This window comes from Kaistella sp. SH40-3 (assembly GCF_030686865.1).
Classification (GTDB): Bacteria; Bacteroidota; Bacteroidia; order Flavobacteriales; family Weeksellaceae; genus Kaistella.
The window spans coordinates 127,891-146,864 of the sequence record NZ_JAQYUS010000001.1 but is presented as its reverse complement, the minus strand read 5'-3'; the positions used below and the strand labels follow the sequence as shown (position 1 = coordinate 146,864).

The following is an 18,974-nucleotide window of genomic DNA, read 5'->3' as shown; positions in this document are numbered from 1 at the left end:
TTGGAGAAGAATAGTTTTTTTCAGCATAGATTTTTAGTTTTTATTCTAACGTGTTTCTCGTTCGCACTGAGTTTTGCGCAAGAAAAACCAGCAGATAGTTCCTCCGTACGGAAAGATTTCTCTTTGCCTAACCCGATGCGTTATGATGCTTTTTACGATGTGTCGAGCGGAATGTATGTTCTTTATCCGAAAATAGGGAATACGGTAGTTGGAAATCCAATATCGATGACCTCGGCGGAATACAATCAATATATGCTAACCAATCAGTTGAGTACCTATTACAAGGAGAAATCTGCTACCAATGCGCTAGGATATAGAAAAGATCAAACCGACGCTATTAAAAAAGGTTTACTCCCAAGCGTAAATATTAAAAATAAAATATTCGAATCTATTTTTGGTGGTAATAAAATTGAAATTATTCCCCAAGGTTTTGCCTCTTTCGATATTGGCGGATTGTACCAAAAAATCGATAATCCTTTAATTCTACCACAAAACAGAACCAATTTTGCCATTGATATTCAACAGAGAATTCAAATGGGATTGTTGGGTAAAGTGGGTGAAAATCTTCAACTAAAAGCCAATTACGATACTCAAAGTGGTTTTGCTTTTGAGAACCGAATGAATCTTGTTTGGCAGGCAAAAGGAACCTGGAAAGATTTGCAGTCCAAAGGGTTAACCGATAAAACTACTGGTGGAGAAGATAAAATTATTAAAAGAGTAGAATTCGGAAATGTAAACATGCCGCTTTCTACCAATTTAATTCGAGGTTCAGAATCTCTTTTTGGTTTAAAGACAGAGTTTCAGTTGGGTAAAACTTATGGAACTTTGGTGTTTTCGCAACAACAGGGTGAAGCCAGAAATATCATCGCGCAAGGCGGTGGAGTTATGAATACCTTTAAATTTAATGCAGTTGATTATGAAGATAATCAGCATTATTTCTTAGATCATTATTTTTTAAATAAATATGATGATGCACTTTTAAATTATCCACAGATTAATTCCAGAGTTAGTATTACCAGAATTGAGGCTTGGGTTTTAGATAAAGGTTCGGGAAATCTTCAGGATCAAAAAGGGATTGTGGGGATTCGTGATTTGGGAGAAGGAATTTCTGGATATCCAGATAATTCGCAGAATGGACTTTATCAAAGTATTTCTACCGCAATCGGAACTCCCAGAGATGCAAGTGGCGATTATGCCAATGCGTTAAAAGGACAATCATTCCCGAATGCAAATGGCTCTCCAGAAAATTATGTTCTTGGGGAACAGTTCATTTTTAACAAGAAAGCGCGAAAATTAAATCAAAACGAATTCACCTTCAACCCACAATTGGGTTATGTCTCTCTGAATCAAAAATTGACAGACGATCAATTACTAGCGGTTTCTTATAGTTTTACTTTGAATGGAGACAACAAGGTTTATAAAGTCGGGGAGTTTTCTGAAGAAAGCCCAGTTCTGATTACCAAATTATTAAAATCGAATTCAAAAACAATTACCACCAGCCCAATGTGGGATTTGATGATGAAGAATATTTATTCTTTAAATACCAATCAAATTAATCCTGATGGTTTCTTACTGAACGTTTTTTATCTTGATCCACAAAGTGGTGGTAAAGTAAATTACCTGCCAACTACTGTTAATAATCCAGTTTCTGAGGTTAATCCAAATCTGTTGAAATTATTCAATTGGGATCGACTGAATATGAATAACGATTTACAGGAAGGCGGCGGAAAAACCGGAGATGGAATTTTTGACTTTGTTCCAGGAATCACCGTTGATGCCGAAAATGGAAGGGTAATTTTCACCAAAGCAAAACCTTTCGGTGCTTTTCTACAAAATGCTTTAGGAACAAGTGATCCGAAATTTGTATTTAATGATTTGTACGATCAGCAAAAGGAGGTTGCGACCCAAAGTAATTTAGCCCGTCGTTATACCATGGAAGGACGTTTCAAAGGAACGCAAGGCTCAGGTATTTCTCTTGGTGCTATCAACGTTCCGCAAGGTTCGGTAAAAGTTTCAGCCAATGGAGTTCAACTTCAGGAGGGAATTGATTATACCGTAGATTATATGTTGGGAACGGTGAACATTATTAATGAAACCGTGAAACAATCTGGTCAAGCCATTAATATTTCCCTGGAAAATCAGTTGACTTTCAATACGCAGAGAAAAAGATTTTTAGGTTTAAACTTAGAAAGAAAGTTCAATGAACATTTGACAGTTGGTGCAACCGTAGTTAATTATGCCGAAACACCATTAACCCAGAAAGTGAACTTTGGTCAGGAAGCCGTGAATAATACCATGGCGGGATTCAACATTTTATACAATAATGAATTGCCTTTCCTAACCAGATTAACAGATAAGATTCCGTTTATCAATACAGAAGCGCCATCGAATTTAAATTTCCTTGCAGAAGGTGCTTATTTAATTCCAGGTCAAAATAAAGGAATTGGCGATCAATCTTATATCGATGATTTCGAACAAAGTACTTCTAAAATTTCTTTGAAAGAACCTGCAATGTGGAGTTTGGCTTCGAAACCAGAGAAAAATCCAGAACCATTTTTCTTAAATGGAGACCTTAATAATAATTTGGCTTACGGAAACGGAAGAGGTTTATTAACCTGGTATAATATCGATCCAAGATTCTACGGAATTGGTGGCAAAGCGCCAAGCGGAATTAATGCTGCAGCGGTTTCTAACCACGCTTCTAGAAGAGTGCAAACTTCGGAATTATACAACAGTAGAGATTTCGTAGCGGGTGAGCAGTTGTATACTAATACTTTTGATATTACTTATTTTCCGAACGAAAGAGGACCGTACAACGTAAATCCAAATCCAGAAACAACCCAGCAAAGATGGGCTGGTTTAATGAGACCGATTTCCGTATCTAACTTTGTGAGTTCTAATATAGAATATGTAGAATTCTGGATGATGGATCCGTATGCGGATGGAAATACATTAGGAGCAAATCCGAAATTACTTTTGCATTTAGGAAACGTTTCTGAAGATGTTTTGAAAGATGGCAAATTGATGTATGAAAACGGATTGCCGACACCAAGTACTCCTGCAAATACGACAAATACCAATTGGGGAGTTCAGCCAAATCAATTCCCTGTTCTTTATGCATTCTCTTCAGAAAATGAAGATCGTGCAGCACAAGATTTAGGATATGACGGTTTGGATGCTCAAGGGGAAGCAGAAAAATTCGGAACCAGTTTTGTGAATCCGGTGACTAATAATTCGGATCCGGCATCAGATGATTTCGTCTTTTATTTATCAGATAAATTCAAGGGAAATCAAGCGTCTTCTTTAACAGAACGCTATAAATATTTCCGTGGTCCAGAAGGAAATTCACAGAGTAACACTTTGGAAGTTGCCACTCAAACTCCTGATGCGGAAGATATTAACCGTGATTATAACCTAGATCAAAATGAAGATTATAATCAATATACCATTGACCTTGATAAGAATAAAATGGTCTTGGGACAAAATAATATTGTTGATGTTAAAGAAGTAGAAGCAAAATTCCAGAACGGACAAACCAGCACGAATAAATGGTTCCTTTTCCGAGTTCCTGTTGCACAATATGATGCCGGAGTTGGTGAAGCAAATGCCTCTATTTTAAATAATGTTCGGTATGCAAGAATGCTATTGACAGGTTTTGACCAAGCGGCAACAATCCGTTTCGGAACTTTAGATTTAGTGAGAAGCGATTGGAGAAAATACACCAAAAATATTGCAACCAATACGACTGATCCGGAAGGAATCGATTTCGTGACCGATCAGAATTTAGATGTTGGAAGTGTGAACTTAGAAGAGAATGGATTAAACCAACCACCTTACGTTCTTCCTCCAGGAATCGACAGACAAGTGCTTAGCGGAAATGCTGGAGCACAAAGACAAAACGAAGCATCATTATATATGAAAGCCGCGCCGTTGGAGAGAAATTCTTCTCGTGGAGTTTACAAAAATGTGGCTTTGGATATGCGTCGTTACAAAAACTTAGAACTTTTTGTTCACGCTGAAGATTTGAAAGATGCTACTTCTTCTATTTACGATGAAGATGCAAAATTCTTTATTCGTTTCGGGAGTGATGCGACTGATAACTATTATGAATACGAAGCTTCTTTAAAATATACGCCTCAAAATGCAAGATCTCCACTGGAAATCTGGCCGACTGAAAATACCGTGAATCTGGCCATTCAGAATTTTGTAGATGCGAAAATGCGACGCGATCAAGATTTCCCAGGTGCAATCGATGTTCGTCGTGAAGATGTGGAATATGGTTCTTTGGACGTTCACAAGAAAATCTATATTAAAGGTCGTCCGTCTTTGGGGAATGTAACGACGATTATGTTGGGAGTTCGAAATAAAAATTCCCTCATCAGTAAAGACGTGGTTTTATGGGTGAATGAAATTCGACTTTCTGAAATTGAAAATAAAGGAGGTTACGCCGGAAACGCAAGTGTGAATTTTAACCTTGGAGATTTTGCTTTGGTGAATGCCAACGCGTCTTACTCGACCATTGGTTTTGGAGGAATTGCTGAAAAACCTTCAGAAAGATCACAAGCTGACCATTCTGCGTATAGTATAAATACTACGGTAAATGTTGATAAATTCTTACCGGAAAAAGTAGGTTTAAAAATTCCTGTAAATTATTCTTACACACAAACCATCGAAGATCCGAAGTACAATCCTTTAGATAACGATGTGACATTTGCCGAAGCACCAAACCGCGAAGAACTGAAAAAAGTAGCGAGAACCTATACCCAACAAAGAAGTTTGGGCGTAGTGAATATGCGTAAAGACCGAATGAACCCGAATAAAAAAGCCAGGTTCTATGATGTTGAAAATCTTTCCGTAACCGCGATTTATAATGATGATTACTATCGCGATGTTTATACCAAAAAAGATTACCGACAATATCTGAAAGGATATGTAGATTATAATTATTCTTTCAAACCGTATGTCATCCGACCATTTAATAAAATGGTAAGTGATACGGCAAAATCTTATCAATATTTAAGATGGTTGAAAGAAGTAAACTTTAATCCAGTACCTACGCGATTGTCCTTTAGAACAGAAATCGACAGAAATTACAATGAATTAGAGTTCAGAAATATCGATGCAATTCTGGGTGGAAATACAGGTCAGGATTTTGATGTGATCAGAAACAGAAACTTCTATTTCGGTTGGCAATATGGTTTAGGATTTAACTTCACCAAATCATTGAAGTTAGAAATAAACTCCGCCATGCGAACTTTAAATGATAATCTGAGCGTTTATGATATGAACAATAAATCGATTTTCGCTGATCCTTTCCGCGCAGGTCGACCAGTTTTATACAATCACCGTGTTCAGTTAAATTACAGATTCCCGTTTGAGTATTTACCGTATTTAGACTTTATTAATGCTGAATTGGGTTATGGTTTAACCTATAACTGGAATGCGAGAAGTACCGTGTTAACAAGTTTCATTAATCCTGAAACGAGAGTTGCAGAAAGTTTGGGAAGTATTGGTCAAAATACCAATAATATCGTAGCAACTTCTACGGTTGATGTGCCGAAATTCTTTGGCAAATTCAAGTATTTCCAAAATATTAATACGAAGATGCAAAAGCGTAAACAGGAAATCGATTCCCTGAATAATGTTTACAATTTAGCATGGCAAAAAACGAATAAGAAGAAAACATTTAAATCATATAAATTCAAAAACAAATTGAATCCGATGCAAAGTATTGCTTATGCATTAACTTCAATTAAACAATTGGATGTGACTTATAACGAAAATAATGGTACGGTTCTTCCGGGCTTACTTTCTGCGCCAAACTGGTATGGTTACGGACAAACTTTAGGCGGTCCAACGTATGGATTCCTATTAGGTTCACAGGCAGATATCCGACGAACGGTAATTGAAAGTGGTTGGATTTCAAACTCCAATTATATGAATGATCCGTATATGCAGATGAAGAATCAAAACTTCCTTGCCAATGTTCAGATCATGCCGGTGAATGATTTCAGAATTGATGTGAACTTCATGAAAAATTATACAAGCAACTTTACCCAAGGTGGTTATAATGTAGATGCAGATTCTGATCCGTCAAATGGATTCCAGTTTTCATTCGGAACCGATATGATTACTTATTCCAGAACAGCGTGGACTTTCGGAACTTCATTTGTTGATGGCAAAACGATTTACGATAATATTATTTCTAATGCCAGAATAATCTCCCAAAGAATGGGTGGACCACTTGATGCCAACGGATTTACAGACGGACATTCCTTAGCAAACGCTTACGTTTTGGTTCCGGCTTTCCAGGCAGCAGTCGAAGGAAAAACACCAGATGGAGCGATGAACGATCCAAAGAAAGCGGGTTTCCCACTTCCAAACTGGAGAGTAACATATTCTGGATTGAAAAACATTCCATTTATTAACAGTCAGTTTTCTAAGTTTGATGTTCTTCACGGTTATACTTCAACCTATACTGCATCTGGAATTCAGTCGAGTATTGATTATTATAATGTTCAGAATAATGCGATTTCAGACCGAGACGCTTTTGGCGATATTTATAATCCTTACACTTATTCTCAGGTTGGTTATGTAGAATCATTTTCACCACTTATTGGTGCCGATGTTACCATGAGAAATAATATGCAGTTCCGCGCTCAATATAATGTCGATAGATTGTTTATGCTTGGATTGGTAAATCATACTTTAACAGAAGATTCGGGCAAAGAATACATCTTAGGTTTCGGTTATATTCTGAAAGATTTGAAAATGAAAATGAATTTCAAAGGAAAAGAAAGAACCATTAAAAGTGATTTAAATATCCGTGGAGATTTCTCCTTAAGAGACAGTCAAACCAGAATCACCAATATTTTACAGGACGATTCTCAAGTAACGGGTGGACAAAGAATGATGAGTTTTAAACTCTCTGCAGATTACAATATGTCTCAGAACTTTAATGTTCGATTCTTCTACGATCAGTTGATGACGAAATATAAAATTTCTACAGCATTCCCACTTTCAACCGTTAGAGCAGGTTTGACCGCAACATTTACCTTCGGCGGAACAGGAGGTTTCTAAAGATCTTTTAAACTCAAATTTAAACTCAGGATTTCGATTCTGAGTTTTTTTATTTTTAATTAAAGTCGTTCAGTGCATGATAAAAAAAATTTGCTAAGCGAAACGCCTTTGCGTTCGTAATTCTTCAGCAACTTCATATGAGTTTACTTTGCGTCTTACTTTAGAAAAAACAGACAATTTTTGGATATCTCATATTAAGATTTCACAACCTCCCGAAAACAAAAATTAAATCCTTAATTTTGTTTTTATATTATCAAACTTATGAATGATCATTTAGATAACGACGACGATGTATTCTCCGGAAGCGAACATACTCCTTTACGACCTGACGCTTTTGAAAAATCTCCAGCAGAAAAAATTGAAATTATCCAGAAACATTTCCACGAAATCATGGAAACTTTAGGAATGGATATGACCGACGATTCCCTGAAAGATTCGCCAAAAAGAGTGGCTAAAATGTATGTGAATGAAATTTTCGGTGGACTTCTTCCAGAAAATAATCCGCGCATTTCTACTTTTTCAAATAAATACAAATACCGCCAAATGTTGGTGGAAAAAGATATTACCGTTTATTCATTCTGCGAACATCATTTTTTGCCAATTATTGGAAGAGCGCATGTCGCTTACATTTCAAATGGTGAAGTGATTGGACTTTCTAAAATTAATAGAGTCGTAGATTATTACGCCAAACGTCCGCAAGTTCAGGAAAGATTAACCATGCAAATTGTAGAAGCGCTTAAAGTAGCACTCGGAACGAATGATGTTGCCTGTATCATTGAAGCAAAACATTTATGCGTGAATTGTCGTGGAATAAAAGATACCGCAAGTTCCACGACTACGGCTGAACTCAGTGGGCTTTTTAGAACCAATTCAATTACCCGACAAGAGTTCTTGCATTATGTAGGAAGCCGTTCAAATTTGGATTAATAGAGAAATAAACAGTGATCAGTATTAAAATTGAAAAGGTATTGTTTGCATCATTGTGTCTAAAATTTGCATCATGATAAAGTGCTAAAAAACAGAATTCATTTCTGGTCAACCATCAACCATCAACTAAAGAAAAATGACTTTAAAAATATACAATTCCCTTTCGGGCGAAAAAGAAACCTTTACTCCAATTCACGATAATAATGTCGGGATGTATGTTTGTGGGCCGACGGTTTACAGCAATGTCCATTTGGGGAATGTGCGGACCTTCATGTCTTTCGATTTTATTTATCGCTCTTTGGTTCATTTGGGATATAAAGTTCGATACGTTAGAAATATTACCGATGCCGGACATTTAACCGATGATGGCGATGTTGATAATGACCGTTTCGTAAAACAATCCCGTTTGGAAAAACTGGAGCCAATGGAAATTGTACAAAAATATACCGTTGATTTTCATAAGGTTTTAGAAGTATTTAATTTACTTCCACCGACGATTGAACCAACCGCAACGGGACATATTTTAGAACAGATTGAATTAACTCAAAAACTAATCGATAAAGGATTTGCTTACGAAAGTAATGGTTCTGTTTATTTCGATGTTTTAGAATACAACAAACGTGGTTTAAATTATGGTGAACTTTCCCGCAGAAATATCGAAGAACTTTTTGCCAACACTAGAGATTTAGATGGTCAAAATGAAAAGAGAAATCCACAGGATTTCGCTCTTTGGAAAGCCGCTTCTCCTGCTCATATTATGCGTTGGAATTCTCCTTGGGGCGAAGGCTTTCCGGGATGGCATTTAGAATGTACCGCGATGTCAACGAAATATCTCGGTGATAAATTTGATATTCACGGCGGTGGAATGGATTTGAAATTCCCACACCACGAATGTGAAGTTGCCCAAGGAAAAGCATGCAACGGTGTTTCTCCGGTAAATTACTGGATACACGCCAACATGTTAACCATGAACGGCCAAAGAATGAGTAAATCCACCGGAAATTATATTTTGCCGATGGAACTCGTATCTGGAAATAATGATTTTTTTGAAAAGCCATTTCACCCGACCATTGTACGTTTTAATTTTATGCAGGCTCATTACAGAAGTGTTTTAGATATTTCTAATGAAGCGATGGTTGCCAGTGAAAAAGGATTTCAGCGTTTGATGGAAGCCATGAAAGTACTTTCAAATAACAATTTCCCAATTGCGGAGGTTTCTAGTTTTGATGTAAAAGCGTGGAAAGAAAAATGCTATGCTGCTTTGACCGATGATTTTAATTCACCGATTCTGATTGCACATCTTTTCGAAGCGGTAAATTTCATCTTTAAATTAAAGGACGGAAAAGAAACCATCAGCGAAAATGATTTACAGGAATTGAAAACACTGATGACTGATTTCGTTTTTGACGTTTTGGGTTTACAAAATATTGAAGAAAACAATAATGAGAAATTAGACCAGACTTTACAGGTTTTAATAGACTTAAGAAATCAAGCCCGTAAATCCAAGAACTTCGACCTTTCTGATCAGATTCGCGACCGTTTACTCGCTGAAGGGATTGAGTTGAAAGATGGAAGAGATGGAACAAGTTATTCGATTTCTTAGGTTTTACTTTTTAAAAGCGATATTTATATTTTAAGCCTTCTGAATTTTCGGGAGGTTTTTTTATTTCTAAAATTCCATTTTCTTCATTTTTAATGATTTATCATATGTTTATAAATTGTTGTTATAACCATTTGATTTTCAATAAATAAACTGCTTTTAATGAATTGTAAAGAAACGCTTTGAACTCATTAGTTCACCAAAAATTTCATAAATTGCATTGAATAGAGAAAACTTTTTATGAAATCGCCTTTAACAGTTCTTCAAAATAAACTTGTGTAAAGATTAGCGATAACATATGACTATTAAAAAACATTAAATAGGAACAAATGAAACTATATCTTAATATCAATTTCAGGACGAAAGTCGGTGAGAATCTGCAAGTTTGCGTCTTTGAAGTAGGAGCAGAAGAAAAAGTTCACGCCTTAAAATACACCGATAACGGAAACTGGTCTGCAGAAGTAGATTATTTTTCGAAATCAATTTCTTATAAATATCAGTTGGTGAATGAAGAGGGATTAATTTTAGATGAAGAGTTTTCTTTACACCACTTAAATTTTCCGCATAACTACGATGAGTTTATTATTTATGATTTCTGGAACGCCAAAAATTTCCCGGAAAATTATCTTAACAATAAAGTTTTAAAAAATAAACTCCGCCACTTTAAAGCAGAAAAAGTCTCAGTCTTAAAAAAGCATTCGCATCTTTTCCGTTTAGAAGCACCAATTTATAACCCGAACTGGAAAGTCGTAATTCTTGGAAATTGTGAAGCACTTGGAAACTGGCAATATTTAAAAACGGTTCCAATGTCGCAAACTGATTTTGGAAGCTGGGAAACGGCATTAGAACTTCCGACCGATCAATTGATTCAATACAAATACGGATTGATGAATACTGATTCTAACGAGGTTTTCGATATTGAATATGGCGATAACCGTTGGGCTTTACCTAATGCAGAAAAAAACATCCTTCAAATAAAAGCCGACCATTTTTTCAGATTTAAGTCATATCAAATGTATCACGCAGCAGGAGTTGCGGTTCCTGTTTTTTCTTTAAGGACGGAAAACGGTTTTGGGGTAGGTGAATTTCCTGACCTTAAAAAGGTAGCGGATTGGGCACATAGAACCAATCTTTCCGTTTTGCAAATTTTACCCATTAATGATACAACTGCAAATTACACATGGACTGATTCTTATCCATATGCTGCGATTTCGGTGTATGCTCTTCATCCACAGTATTTATCAATAGAAAATCTGGATTATTCTTTGCCGAAGGAATTAGTTAAAGAATTCAAAAAGGAAAAGGAGATTTTGAATAATTTAATCGATTACGAACAAATGATTGCTGCAAAATGGAAATACATCAAAGCCATTTTCGAAACCAATAAAGTTCAAATTTTAAAAGACAGAAACTTTAAAAAGTTCATTAAAGAAAATGAAAATTGGTTGGTTCCATATGCGGCTTTTTGTCTTTTAAGAGACAAGTACAAAACGCCGAACTTCAATAATTGGAAAACGCACAAGAAATACATCGCCGGAAAAATTTCGCCTTTCTTTACGACGAAAAATAAGGATTATGAAACTTCAATGCTTCATGCCTGGGTTCAATATCAATTGCATTTACAATTAAAAGATGCGGTTGATTACACCCACGATTTAGGGATTTCTGTGAAAGGAGATTTGCCAATAGGAATTTATAGATATTCGGTAGAGGCGTGGACAGAACCAGAATTATTTGGAATGGATTTTCAGGCCGGTGCACCGCCAGATGAGTTCACCGATCTAGGACAAAACTGGGAATTCCCAACCTATAACTGGGAAGCGATGAAAGAAGATGGTTACCGCTGGTGGAAAAACCGTTTCAAAGCATTGGAGCAGTATTTTGATGCCATGCGGATTGATCATATTTTAGGTTTCTTCAGAATTTGGAGAATGCCGATGAGTGCAACTCAAGGAATTTTGGGTTATTTTTATCCGGCGGTTCCAGTAAGATTGGAAGAGTTTTCAGCAAGAGGAATATACTTTAATGAAGATCGATATTGCAAGCAATTTATCAACGATCAGATTCTTTGGGACTATTTCGGTGAGGAAAGAGAACGTATTCATAACCATTTTATGAATAATCATTTTGATGGAACTTATACTTTTAAAGAAGAGTTTGATACGCAAAGAAAATTGACAGATTATTTTAAAACGAACTCTTTCGGTTGGGTTGAAGATCGGTTAATAACTTTGGCAGCAAATGTGCTTTTTTTGAAAGAAGAGATTAGTGAAGATGAAGCAGTTTATCACCCAAGATTCAATATTGAAAAAACCGATTCGTATAAATATTTAACCGAAGACCAAAAAAGAAAACTCTCTGATTTATATGTCGATTATTTCTTCAAAAGACAAGATGGATTGTGGTATGAAAAAGCCATGGAAAAACTTCCGGTAATTTTGAATGCAACCGATATGTTGATTTGTGGCGAAGATTTAGGTTTGGTTCCCGAATCTGTTCCGCAAGTAATGGATCGTTTAGGAATTACCGCTTTGAAAGTTCAGAGAATGCCTTCAGAAAATATTGCGTGGTATAATCCAAAAAATGCGGGCTATATGAATGTGGTGACCGCGAGTTCACATGATACTTCTACCCTTCGTCAGTGGTGGCACGAGGATCGGGAATTGAGTTGTCGGTACTTTCATGAACAGTTAGGTCAGTTTGGAACGGCTCCGTTGAATTTAGAAACGCAATTGGCGGAAATGATTATCAAGCAGCATCTTTATAATGAAGCAATGTTAGCGATTTTCCCCATCCAAGAGTTTCTGGCGACTGATAAAGAGTTGACCAATCCAAATATGGATGAAGAGAGAATTAATGATCCCGCAGTTTTTCCTCATTATTGGAGATACCGAATGCATATCAATGTGGAGGAACTTTTGAATCATGAGAATTTCAATCAGAAAATCGCACAATGGATTAAGGATTCAAATAGAATGTAGGCTATTTTCTAAATTTATTTGTAGTTTATTTGATTATCAATTATTAAAATTTAATCATTGATAGTTAGTAGTTTACATAAGAAGTTAATGTCTAGGTTTTAACTTCTTTTTCGTTTTGTAATCAAATGAATAGTTCTTTAGTTGAAATAATGATATTTTATCACTAAATAAAAAATTTAGTTAAATATTTGGCACGCTATTTTGATAATGATTAAAGAATTAATTTATAAAAGATAACGATAATGAAAAAAATACTACTTGGTCTATCAGTGTTTTTAATGACATTGGTTTCCGCTCAGAATTACCCAGATTATTATCCAAATAACAATTATGGAAATGGCAATTACGGAGATGTTGATGATGAATTTTATTTCCCAGATGATTACTACTACGAATATCCTTCTGATTATTATAGCAATGATTTGTACCAAAGTTATTATAATGATTACCGAAAAAGTATTTATGATGTAAATTGGAATCGTTTCTTTGCTGCACACCGTTTGTCTCCATGGCAAGTACAACAGATTATAATCTTGAATGATAGTTTCCCATCTTACTCAGCTTTTAATTCTTATTATAGATATAATCCTGACCGATGGTATTACGACAGATTTTATGCGATGCAAAGGATTTTAGGTCCAAACATTTTTATCGTTTTCCAAAATAATTATTATAACGGATACAATCCTGTAATCTATTATCAAAATTATAACAGAAGACATTATGCCAGAAATATTTATGTAGTGCCAAGATATCGAAATGTCAATGTCAATATTTATCGGGTAAATAAAGTTCAGTATCATCAAAGTAATCCAAGACAGAATATTGGTTTTCAGCCAACAAGAAACGGGACAACTGCCAGTACAAATGGGACAAGAGATAATGGATTTAGAAATGATGGAGTAACTGCGAACTCAAATACTAGAGACAACTCCATTAGAAATGAAAATCAAGATTTACGAAATAATGAGATTAGAAATGATAATTCAAATGCTAGAAATAATAGCGGGAGAAGCCAGTCGCAAATAAAAACTCAAAATAATAATGGATTCAGAAATGAATTTGGAAATAAACAGGAAAGTATTCGTAATGTTGCGCCAACAAGAAAAGTAGAAAGCAATTCTATTCCTCGCAGCAAACAGGGAACTGAGTCCAGAACGCCAAGTTCTAGTTCAAGAAATTCGGGTCAAAGATTTACCGCCCGATAGTTTTAGATTTTAATGTTAATAATGCGAGAGCAGTCTTTTTTAAAGGCTGCTCTTTTTTTATCCCAACAAGGAGTTTGTTTTTGAATTATTTTCTGACATTAAAATTCCTTTTAACAAAACTTTATATTTTGGGGTTTTAACCAAATGTGATTTTGTACATCAAACCATCAGAAAACATTTGATACAGGGAATTTATTAAGGTTTTTATTTTAACAAATGTTTATGATTATCCTGTTTAACTATTAGTTAATAGAAGTATCAAACCAATATAAAATAAATAATAATACAAAAATTTATACAATGAGAAAATTAGTTTTAAGTGTAGCTTTACTAGCAGTCGGAACATTTGCAATGGCTCAAAATCAGAAAATGCAAAAAATGGATCCAGCACAAATGGAGCAGAAAAGAGCAGATCATATGAAACAGATGCAAGCAGAATTAAATCTTTCTGATGCTCAAGTTACAAAAATAAAAGCATTGCAAGATCGCAGAATGGCAGAAAGAAAGAAAAATGCACCCCAAATGCAGGCAGAAAGAAAAGCCAAAATGGAGCAAATGAAAGCGAAACGTGATCAAAACAATGCGGAAATGAAGCAAATCTTAACTCCAGAACAATACCAGAAGTGGGAAACTTCAAAAAAAGGCAAAATGCAAAAAAGAGGACAAATGATGAAAAGCAAAAAAATGGACCGAATGCAAAATGCAAAATAAGCAGTTCATAATTTTATTTTTTTAATGTTAGGCGGAACAAATGTTCCGCTTTTTTTTATGCTTACTTTTTAGCTATATTTGTGTAAATAGTTATAAAAAATGATCAGTACAAAAATAGCAGATTTGCTTAATGAACAAATTACCAACGAGCAATTCGCAGCTCAATATTATTTATCAATGTCTGCCTGGTTTTCTGCCAGAGATTTAGACGGAATTGCTAATTATTTCCGCATTCAAAGTAAAGAAGAATTAATGCACGCCGACAAGATGTTTGATTACATGAACGATGTTGGTGCAGAAATCAGAATGGGCGCCATCGAGCAGCCACCTCATGAATTTGAAAACGCAACCGATATTTTTGTCAAAGCTTTAGCACACGAAAAATTAGTGACACGAAGTATTTTTAATATTTTAAAAAATGCAAATGACGAAGGTGATTTTGCTACCGTATCTTTCCTTCAGTGGTTTGTAACAGAACAGGTAGAAGAAGAAGCCAACGCTTCTCAATTGGTAACCAAGATCAAAATGGTTTGCGAAAATCCTTCTGCATTATATCTTTTTGATCAGGAATTGGCACAGCGGGTTTTAGTTCCGCTAGCGGCGAATTAGTCATTTTGTAAAAATATACGGATGACGGAAATCTACCAGTTGTGTTTCACCGTTTTATCATTGTGGAGTTTTGCGCAGGATTATGCTGTCGACTCAATACCAGAAAACCTTCTTCTGAATGCGAATGCAATTATTAGAGAACATTCTGAAGATTATATTTTGAAATCAGTGAATGATATGACGGTGAAAGAAACCCATGTCGTTACGATTATGAGTGCTGCGGGAGATCGGTACTCAACCGTGTTGATTCCCTATAATCCTACAACCAAAGTAAGTAACATTAAAGTTGAAATGCTAGATGGTGCGGGGAAAGTAATTAAAACCTTTGCAAAGAAAGATTTTTCGGATTATACCAATACACCAAGTGCGGCTTTATATGTTGATGATCGGATTTTAGTCCTAAGAACGATTTCGACAAAATATCCTTTTACACTGAAGACGTCCTACGAAACTAGTACATCGAACACCATTTATCTAAGTCGGTTTTCGCCTTTTAATGCGTATAATATTGCATTAGAGAAAAGTAATTTCACAATAACCAATAATTCCGGAATTAATATCCGAACCAAAATCAATGATAAACCTTTGGCTAAAGTTTCGGAATCGAAAGATGGAAATGTGTGGAAATATTCTTATCAAAATATTCCTGCAATCACCCATGAAGATTTATCGCCCAGTTTAGATTATTTAATTCCAGATGTAGAGTTTTCTCCAGAGAAATTTACGCTTGCTGGCAGACAGGGCGATCTTACCGACTGGAATAGTTTTGGGAAATGGTATTATAATGACCTCATTGATCCTGTTTCGAAAATTAGTCCAGAAATTTCCGCAGAAGTTGCTGCTTTAAATTTAACGGGAACTACTTCTGATAAAGTAAAAACGCTTTACCAATACATGCAGAATAAAACGCGGTATGTTTTAATTGCAATGGGAATCGGCGGTTGGCAACCAATGCCAGCTTCTGAAGTGAGTAAAAAAGGATACGGAGATTGTAAAGCCCTCACCAATTATATGCGGACATTATTGCAAGCGGCAGGGATTCCGTCTTATTTTGCAGTAATTTATAGTGATGATTCTGTCATTACTTTTGATAAGAATTTTCCTAAATTATCGGGGAATCATGCTATTTTAATGGTTCCTACAGAAAAAGATCCGATCTGGTTAGAAAACACTTCCCAGCGAATCGCTTTTAATCATCTTTCTTATTCTTCGCACAACAGAAATGTTTTAGCGGTGAATGAAAACGGAATTAAAATCATCGACACTCCAACGTACAAACCAGAGCAGAGCAAAGAATTATTGGTTGCCAAAGTTCAACTGGAAGAAGATGGCGGTATTACTTCAAACGCCAATTTTATTTTCACAGGCGGACAATACGATACGAACCTTAGTCTGTTTACTTTGAAAAATGATGAAATTCAAGAAGCACTTAAAAACAGACATTATAATTTACAAATCGATAAGATTACCGTTGATAATCTTTTGAACAATCGAGATGACGTGAAAATTAGTTATGATCTTAATTTAAAGGTGAAAAATTTTTCTAAAAAACTGGGTAACGATTTGTTTTTCCCTGTGATGCCTTTTTATCAGACAACTACTTTTTCTTCAAATGCAGAAAGAAAACTTCCTTTCGAAACGGCTTTCCCTTTTCAGGATGATTATGAAATAGAATTCAACGCACCGATTGGATATCGATTTTCTGATTTGCCTGATGCTGCAGAATTCTCTACAGAATTTGGGTCTTACTCTATTCTATATAAAATGAAAGGTGAAAAATTAGTAGTCAATAGAGTTTTAACCATTAAAAAAGGCCTTTATCCGAAAGAGAAATTTAAGGATTATGTGGATTTTAGAAAAAAAACAGCAACCAAAGACAACACAAAAATATTAATCACGAAAATATGATGAAAAAATTTACTCTTTTTATCGGATGCTTTTTAGTAAGTTTCCTTTATTCCCAGCATAAGTTCTTGAATGATCCAAAACTTTCTGATGAGGATTTGAAAAGTACACAATCAAAAATAGAAGCCGATGCACCTGCAGAAGTTTTATACCGTTCTGTGCATTTTATGATTGATTACAACGGTTACCTAACCCAGGAAATCACCAAGCGTGTAAAGATTTACAATAAAGATAATGCAGGAGATTATCTGGATCACGAAATTTCTATTTACGATAACAATCAAGGCGATCGTGAAACACTGAGTAATCTGAAAGCCGTCACTTATAATTGGGAAGATGGTAAAAAAGTCGCGACTAAAATTAAAGGAGACGAAAAGTTTAAATCAAAAGAAGATACGAACTTTACCATTAATAAATTTGCTTTTGCGAATGTGAAAGATGGTTCTGTGGTAGAGTATTCGTATAAATTGTTCAGTCCGTTTTTGTCTTCTACACCACGAATTTTGATTGAAGAAGAAATCCCTGTAAAATATGTAGAATATATTTTTGATGCTCCTAAGCCACTTGGGTATTCCATTAATTACAAAGGAAGTTTATCACCCATTCGTCGTGACACTGGCGAAAAGCAATTATACGGCGGCGAATACAATACTTACCGATTTGGTTATGAAAACATTCCTGCCTTCAAAGATGAAAAACATGTTTTAAATAATAACAATTATAAAACAGGAATTAAAGCAGAATTGAATTCAACAATGTTCAATAATGTTTTTAAATCTTACACCCTTTCCTGGAACGATATTCGAAAAAGATTATACGACCATGATGATTTTGGTCTACAATTGAAAAAAGATCATTTGGTTAAAAACCTACTTCCTGCAGAAATTTACAATTTGCCAACGAAAATGGAAAAAGCCAATGCGATTCTAAAATTCGTTCAGAAAAATTACACTTGGAATAAAGAAGACGAAGCATTTACCGACAAAGGAATCAAAAATCTGTTGACGACCAAAATCGGTAATACAGCAGAAATTAATTTACTCTTAACCATGCTTTTAAGAAGCGCTGATTTAAATGCCGATCCAGTTGTTCTGTCAACAGTGAAAAGGGGTATTTTGCTCGCGTATAATCCTTCCATTGCACAACTTAATTTTGTACTGGCCTCTTTTGTAGATAATGACAAACTTTATCTTTTGGATGGAACTTCAAAATTAACCGAAATCAATATGATTTCTCCACGAGCCTTGAATCAGTACGGAATTATGATGACGAAAGATGAAGCAAAACAACTGAATGTTGTTTTTCCAGAGGTGAGTAAAGTAATGCTTTCTATTGATGCAAAACTAACTCCCGAAGGAACTTTTGAAGGTCGTTTTGCGGATCGGGATACAAAACTATTTGCAATGGCTGCCAACGAAAGTTATTCGGATGATGAGAAAAAATTTGCAAAAGGTTATCAGGATGAGTATAGATTTCCGTACTCGAACATGAAACACGGTTTGCAAGAAAATAACGATTTTGAAACGAGTTTTGACTTTACTTCAGATACTTTTGTCGATAATATTGCGAACAAATTAGTTTTCAATCCTTTGCTGTTTTTATATTCTAAAAATCACAATTTCGATCAGAAAGAAGAAAGAAGAGCGCCGATTGAATTCTACTCTCCTCATGAACGTGTGAAGAAAGTAACCATTACTCTTCCAGATAATTATCAGTTTGAAAATTTGCCGAAATCTAAAAAATTCCGGACCGAAGATAATTCAATTGCATACACTTATGTCGTCACTCAAAATGGAAATGCATTAACGGTAGAAACTACTGTTTCAATTGATGACTCCAATTTCCCGAAAGAATATTTCCCTGCATTTAAGCAGATTTTCGATAATGTTACCAAAATGGAAGCACAAGTTGTAACCGCCGTTAAGAAGAAATAATATAATTTATATTTTGAAA

At 35.2% G+C, this 18,974-nt stretch carries 9 protein-coding genes; all 9 read left to right on the top strand.

Annotated features, from left to right (window positions below; translation table 11 throughout):
* The gene (sprA, locus tag PUH65_RS00640; protein ID WP_370692007.1) at positions 1 to 7,080 is read left to right on the top strand and encodes a cell surface protein SprA; all 7,080 of its coding nucleotides are present in this window, start codon (positions 1 to 3) and stop codon (positions 7,078 to 7,080) included.
* 261 nt (positions 7,081 to 7,341) lie between these two features.
* The gene (gene folE / locus PUH65_RS00635) at positions 7,342 to 8,007 is read left to right on the top strand and encodes a GTP cyclohydrolase I FolE (RefSeq protein ID WP_305517921.1); all 666 of its coding nucleotides are present in this window, start codon (positions 7,342 to 7,344) and stop codon (positions 8,005 to 8,007) included.
* Positions 8,008 to 8,143: 136 nt separating this feature from the next.
* Positions 8,144 to 9,610 (top strand): cysteine--tRNA ligase, encoded by a 1,467-nt coding sequence (gene cysS / locus PUH65_RS00630; protein WP_305517920.1) that lies wholly within the window; start codon positions 8,144 to 8,146, stop codon positions 9,608 to 9,610.
* A 326-nt stretch (positions 9,611 to 9,936) separates the two neighbouring features.
* Complete coding sequence (locus tag PUH65_RS00625; RefSeq protein ID WP_305517919.1) at positions 9,937 to 12,588, top strand: 4-alpha-glucanotransferase; 2,652 nt, start codon at positions 9,937 to 9,939, stop codon at positions 12,586 to 12,588.
* 242 nt (positions 12,589 to 12,830) lie between these two features.
* On the top strand, positions 12,831 to 13,796 hold the full coding sequence (locus tag PUH65_RS00620; RefSeq protein WP_305517918.1) for a hypothetical protein: 966 nt from the start codon (positions 12,831 to 12,833) through the stop codon (positions 13,794 to 13,796).
* Between the two features lie 300 nt (positions 13,797 to 14,096).
* A complete protein-coding gene (locus PUH65_RS00615) occupies positions 14,097 to 14,507 on the top strand; it encodes a hypothetical protein (protein WP_305517917.1) in 411 nt (136 codons plus the stop codon).
* A 99-nt stretch (positions 14,508 to 14,606) separates the two neighbouring features.
* A complete protein-coding gene (locus PUH65_RS00610; RefSeq protein ID WP_305517916.1) occupies positions 14,607 to 15,116 on the top strand; it encodes a ferritin in 510 nt (169 codons plus the stop codon).
* A gap of 21 nt (positions 15,117 to 15,137) precedes the next feature.
* Positions 15,138 to 17,024, top strand: coding sequence for a transglutaminase family protein (locus PUH65_RS00605; protein ID WP_305517915.1), 1,887 nt, complete (start codon positions 15,138 to 15,140; stop codon positions 17,022 to 17,024).
* The gene (locus PUH65_RS00600; protein ID WP_305517914.1) at positions 17,021 to 18,955 is read left to right on the top strand and encodes a DUF3857 domain-containing protein; all 1,935 of its coding nucleotides are present in this window, start codon (positions 17,021 to 17,023) and stop codon (positions 18,953 to 18,955) included. The genes PUH65_RS00605 and PUH65_RS00600 overlap by 4 nt, the downstream gene beginning before the upstream one ends.
* Positions 18,956 to 18,974 lie beyond the last annotated feature (19 nt).

Bases quoted from the DNA above. Each gene is read 5' to 3' on its own strand.
- folE (WP_305517921.1), top strand. From the start codon at position 7,342: ATGAATGATCATTTAGATAACGACGACGATGTATTCTCCGGAAGCGAA.
- cysS (WP_305517920.1), top strand. From the start codon at position 8,144: ATGACTTTAAAAATATACAATTCCCTTTCGGGCGAAAAAGAAACCTTT.
- PUH65_RS00625 (WP_305517919.1), top strand. From the start codon at position 9,937: ATGAAACTATATCTTAATATCAATTTCAGGACGAAAGTCGGTGAGAAT.
- PUH65_RS00620 (WP_305517918.1), top strand. From the start codon at position 12,831: ATGAAAAAAATACTACTTGGTCTATCAGTGTTTTTAATGACATTGGTT.
- PUH65_RS00615 (WP_305517917.1), top strand. From the start codon at position 14,097: ATGAGAAAATTAGTTTTAAGTGTAGCTTTACTAGCAGTCGGAACATTT.
- PUH65_RS00610 (WP_305517916.1), top strand. From the start codon at position 14,607: ATGATCAGTACAAAAATAGCAGATTTGCTTAATGAACAAATTACCAAC.
- PUH65_RS00605 (WP_305517915.1), top strand. From the start codon at position 15,138: ATGACGGAAATCTACCAGTTGTGTTTCACCGTTTTATCATTGTGGAGT.
- PUH65_RS00600 (WP_305517914.1), top strand. From the start codon at position 17,021: ATGATGAAAAAATTTACTCTTTTTATCGGATGCTTTTTAGTAAGTTTC.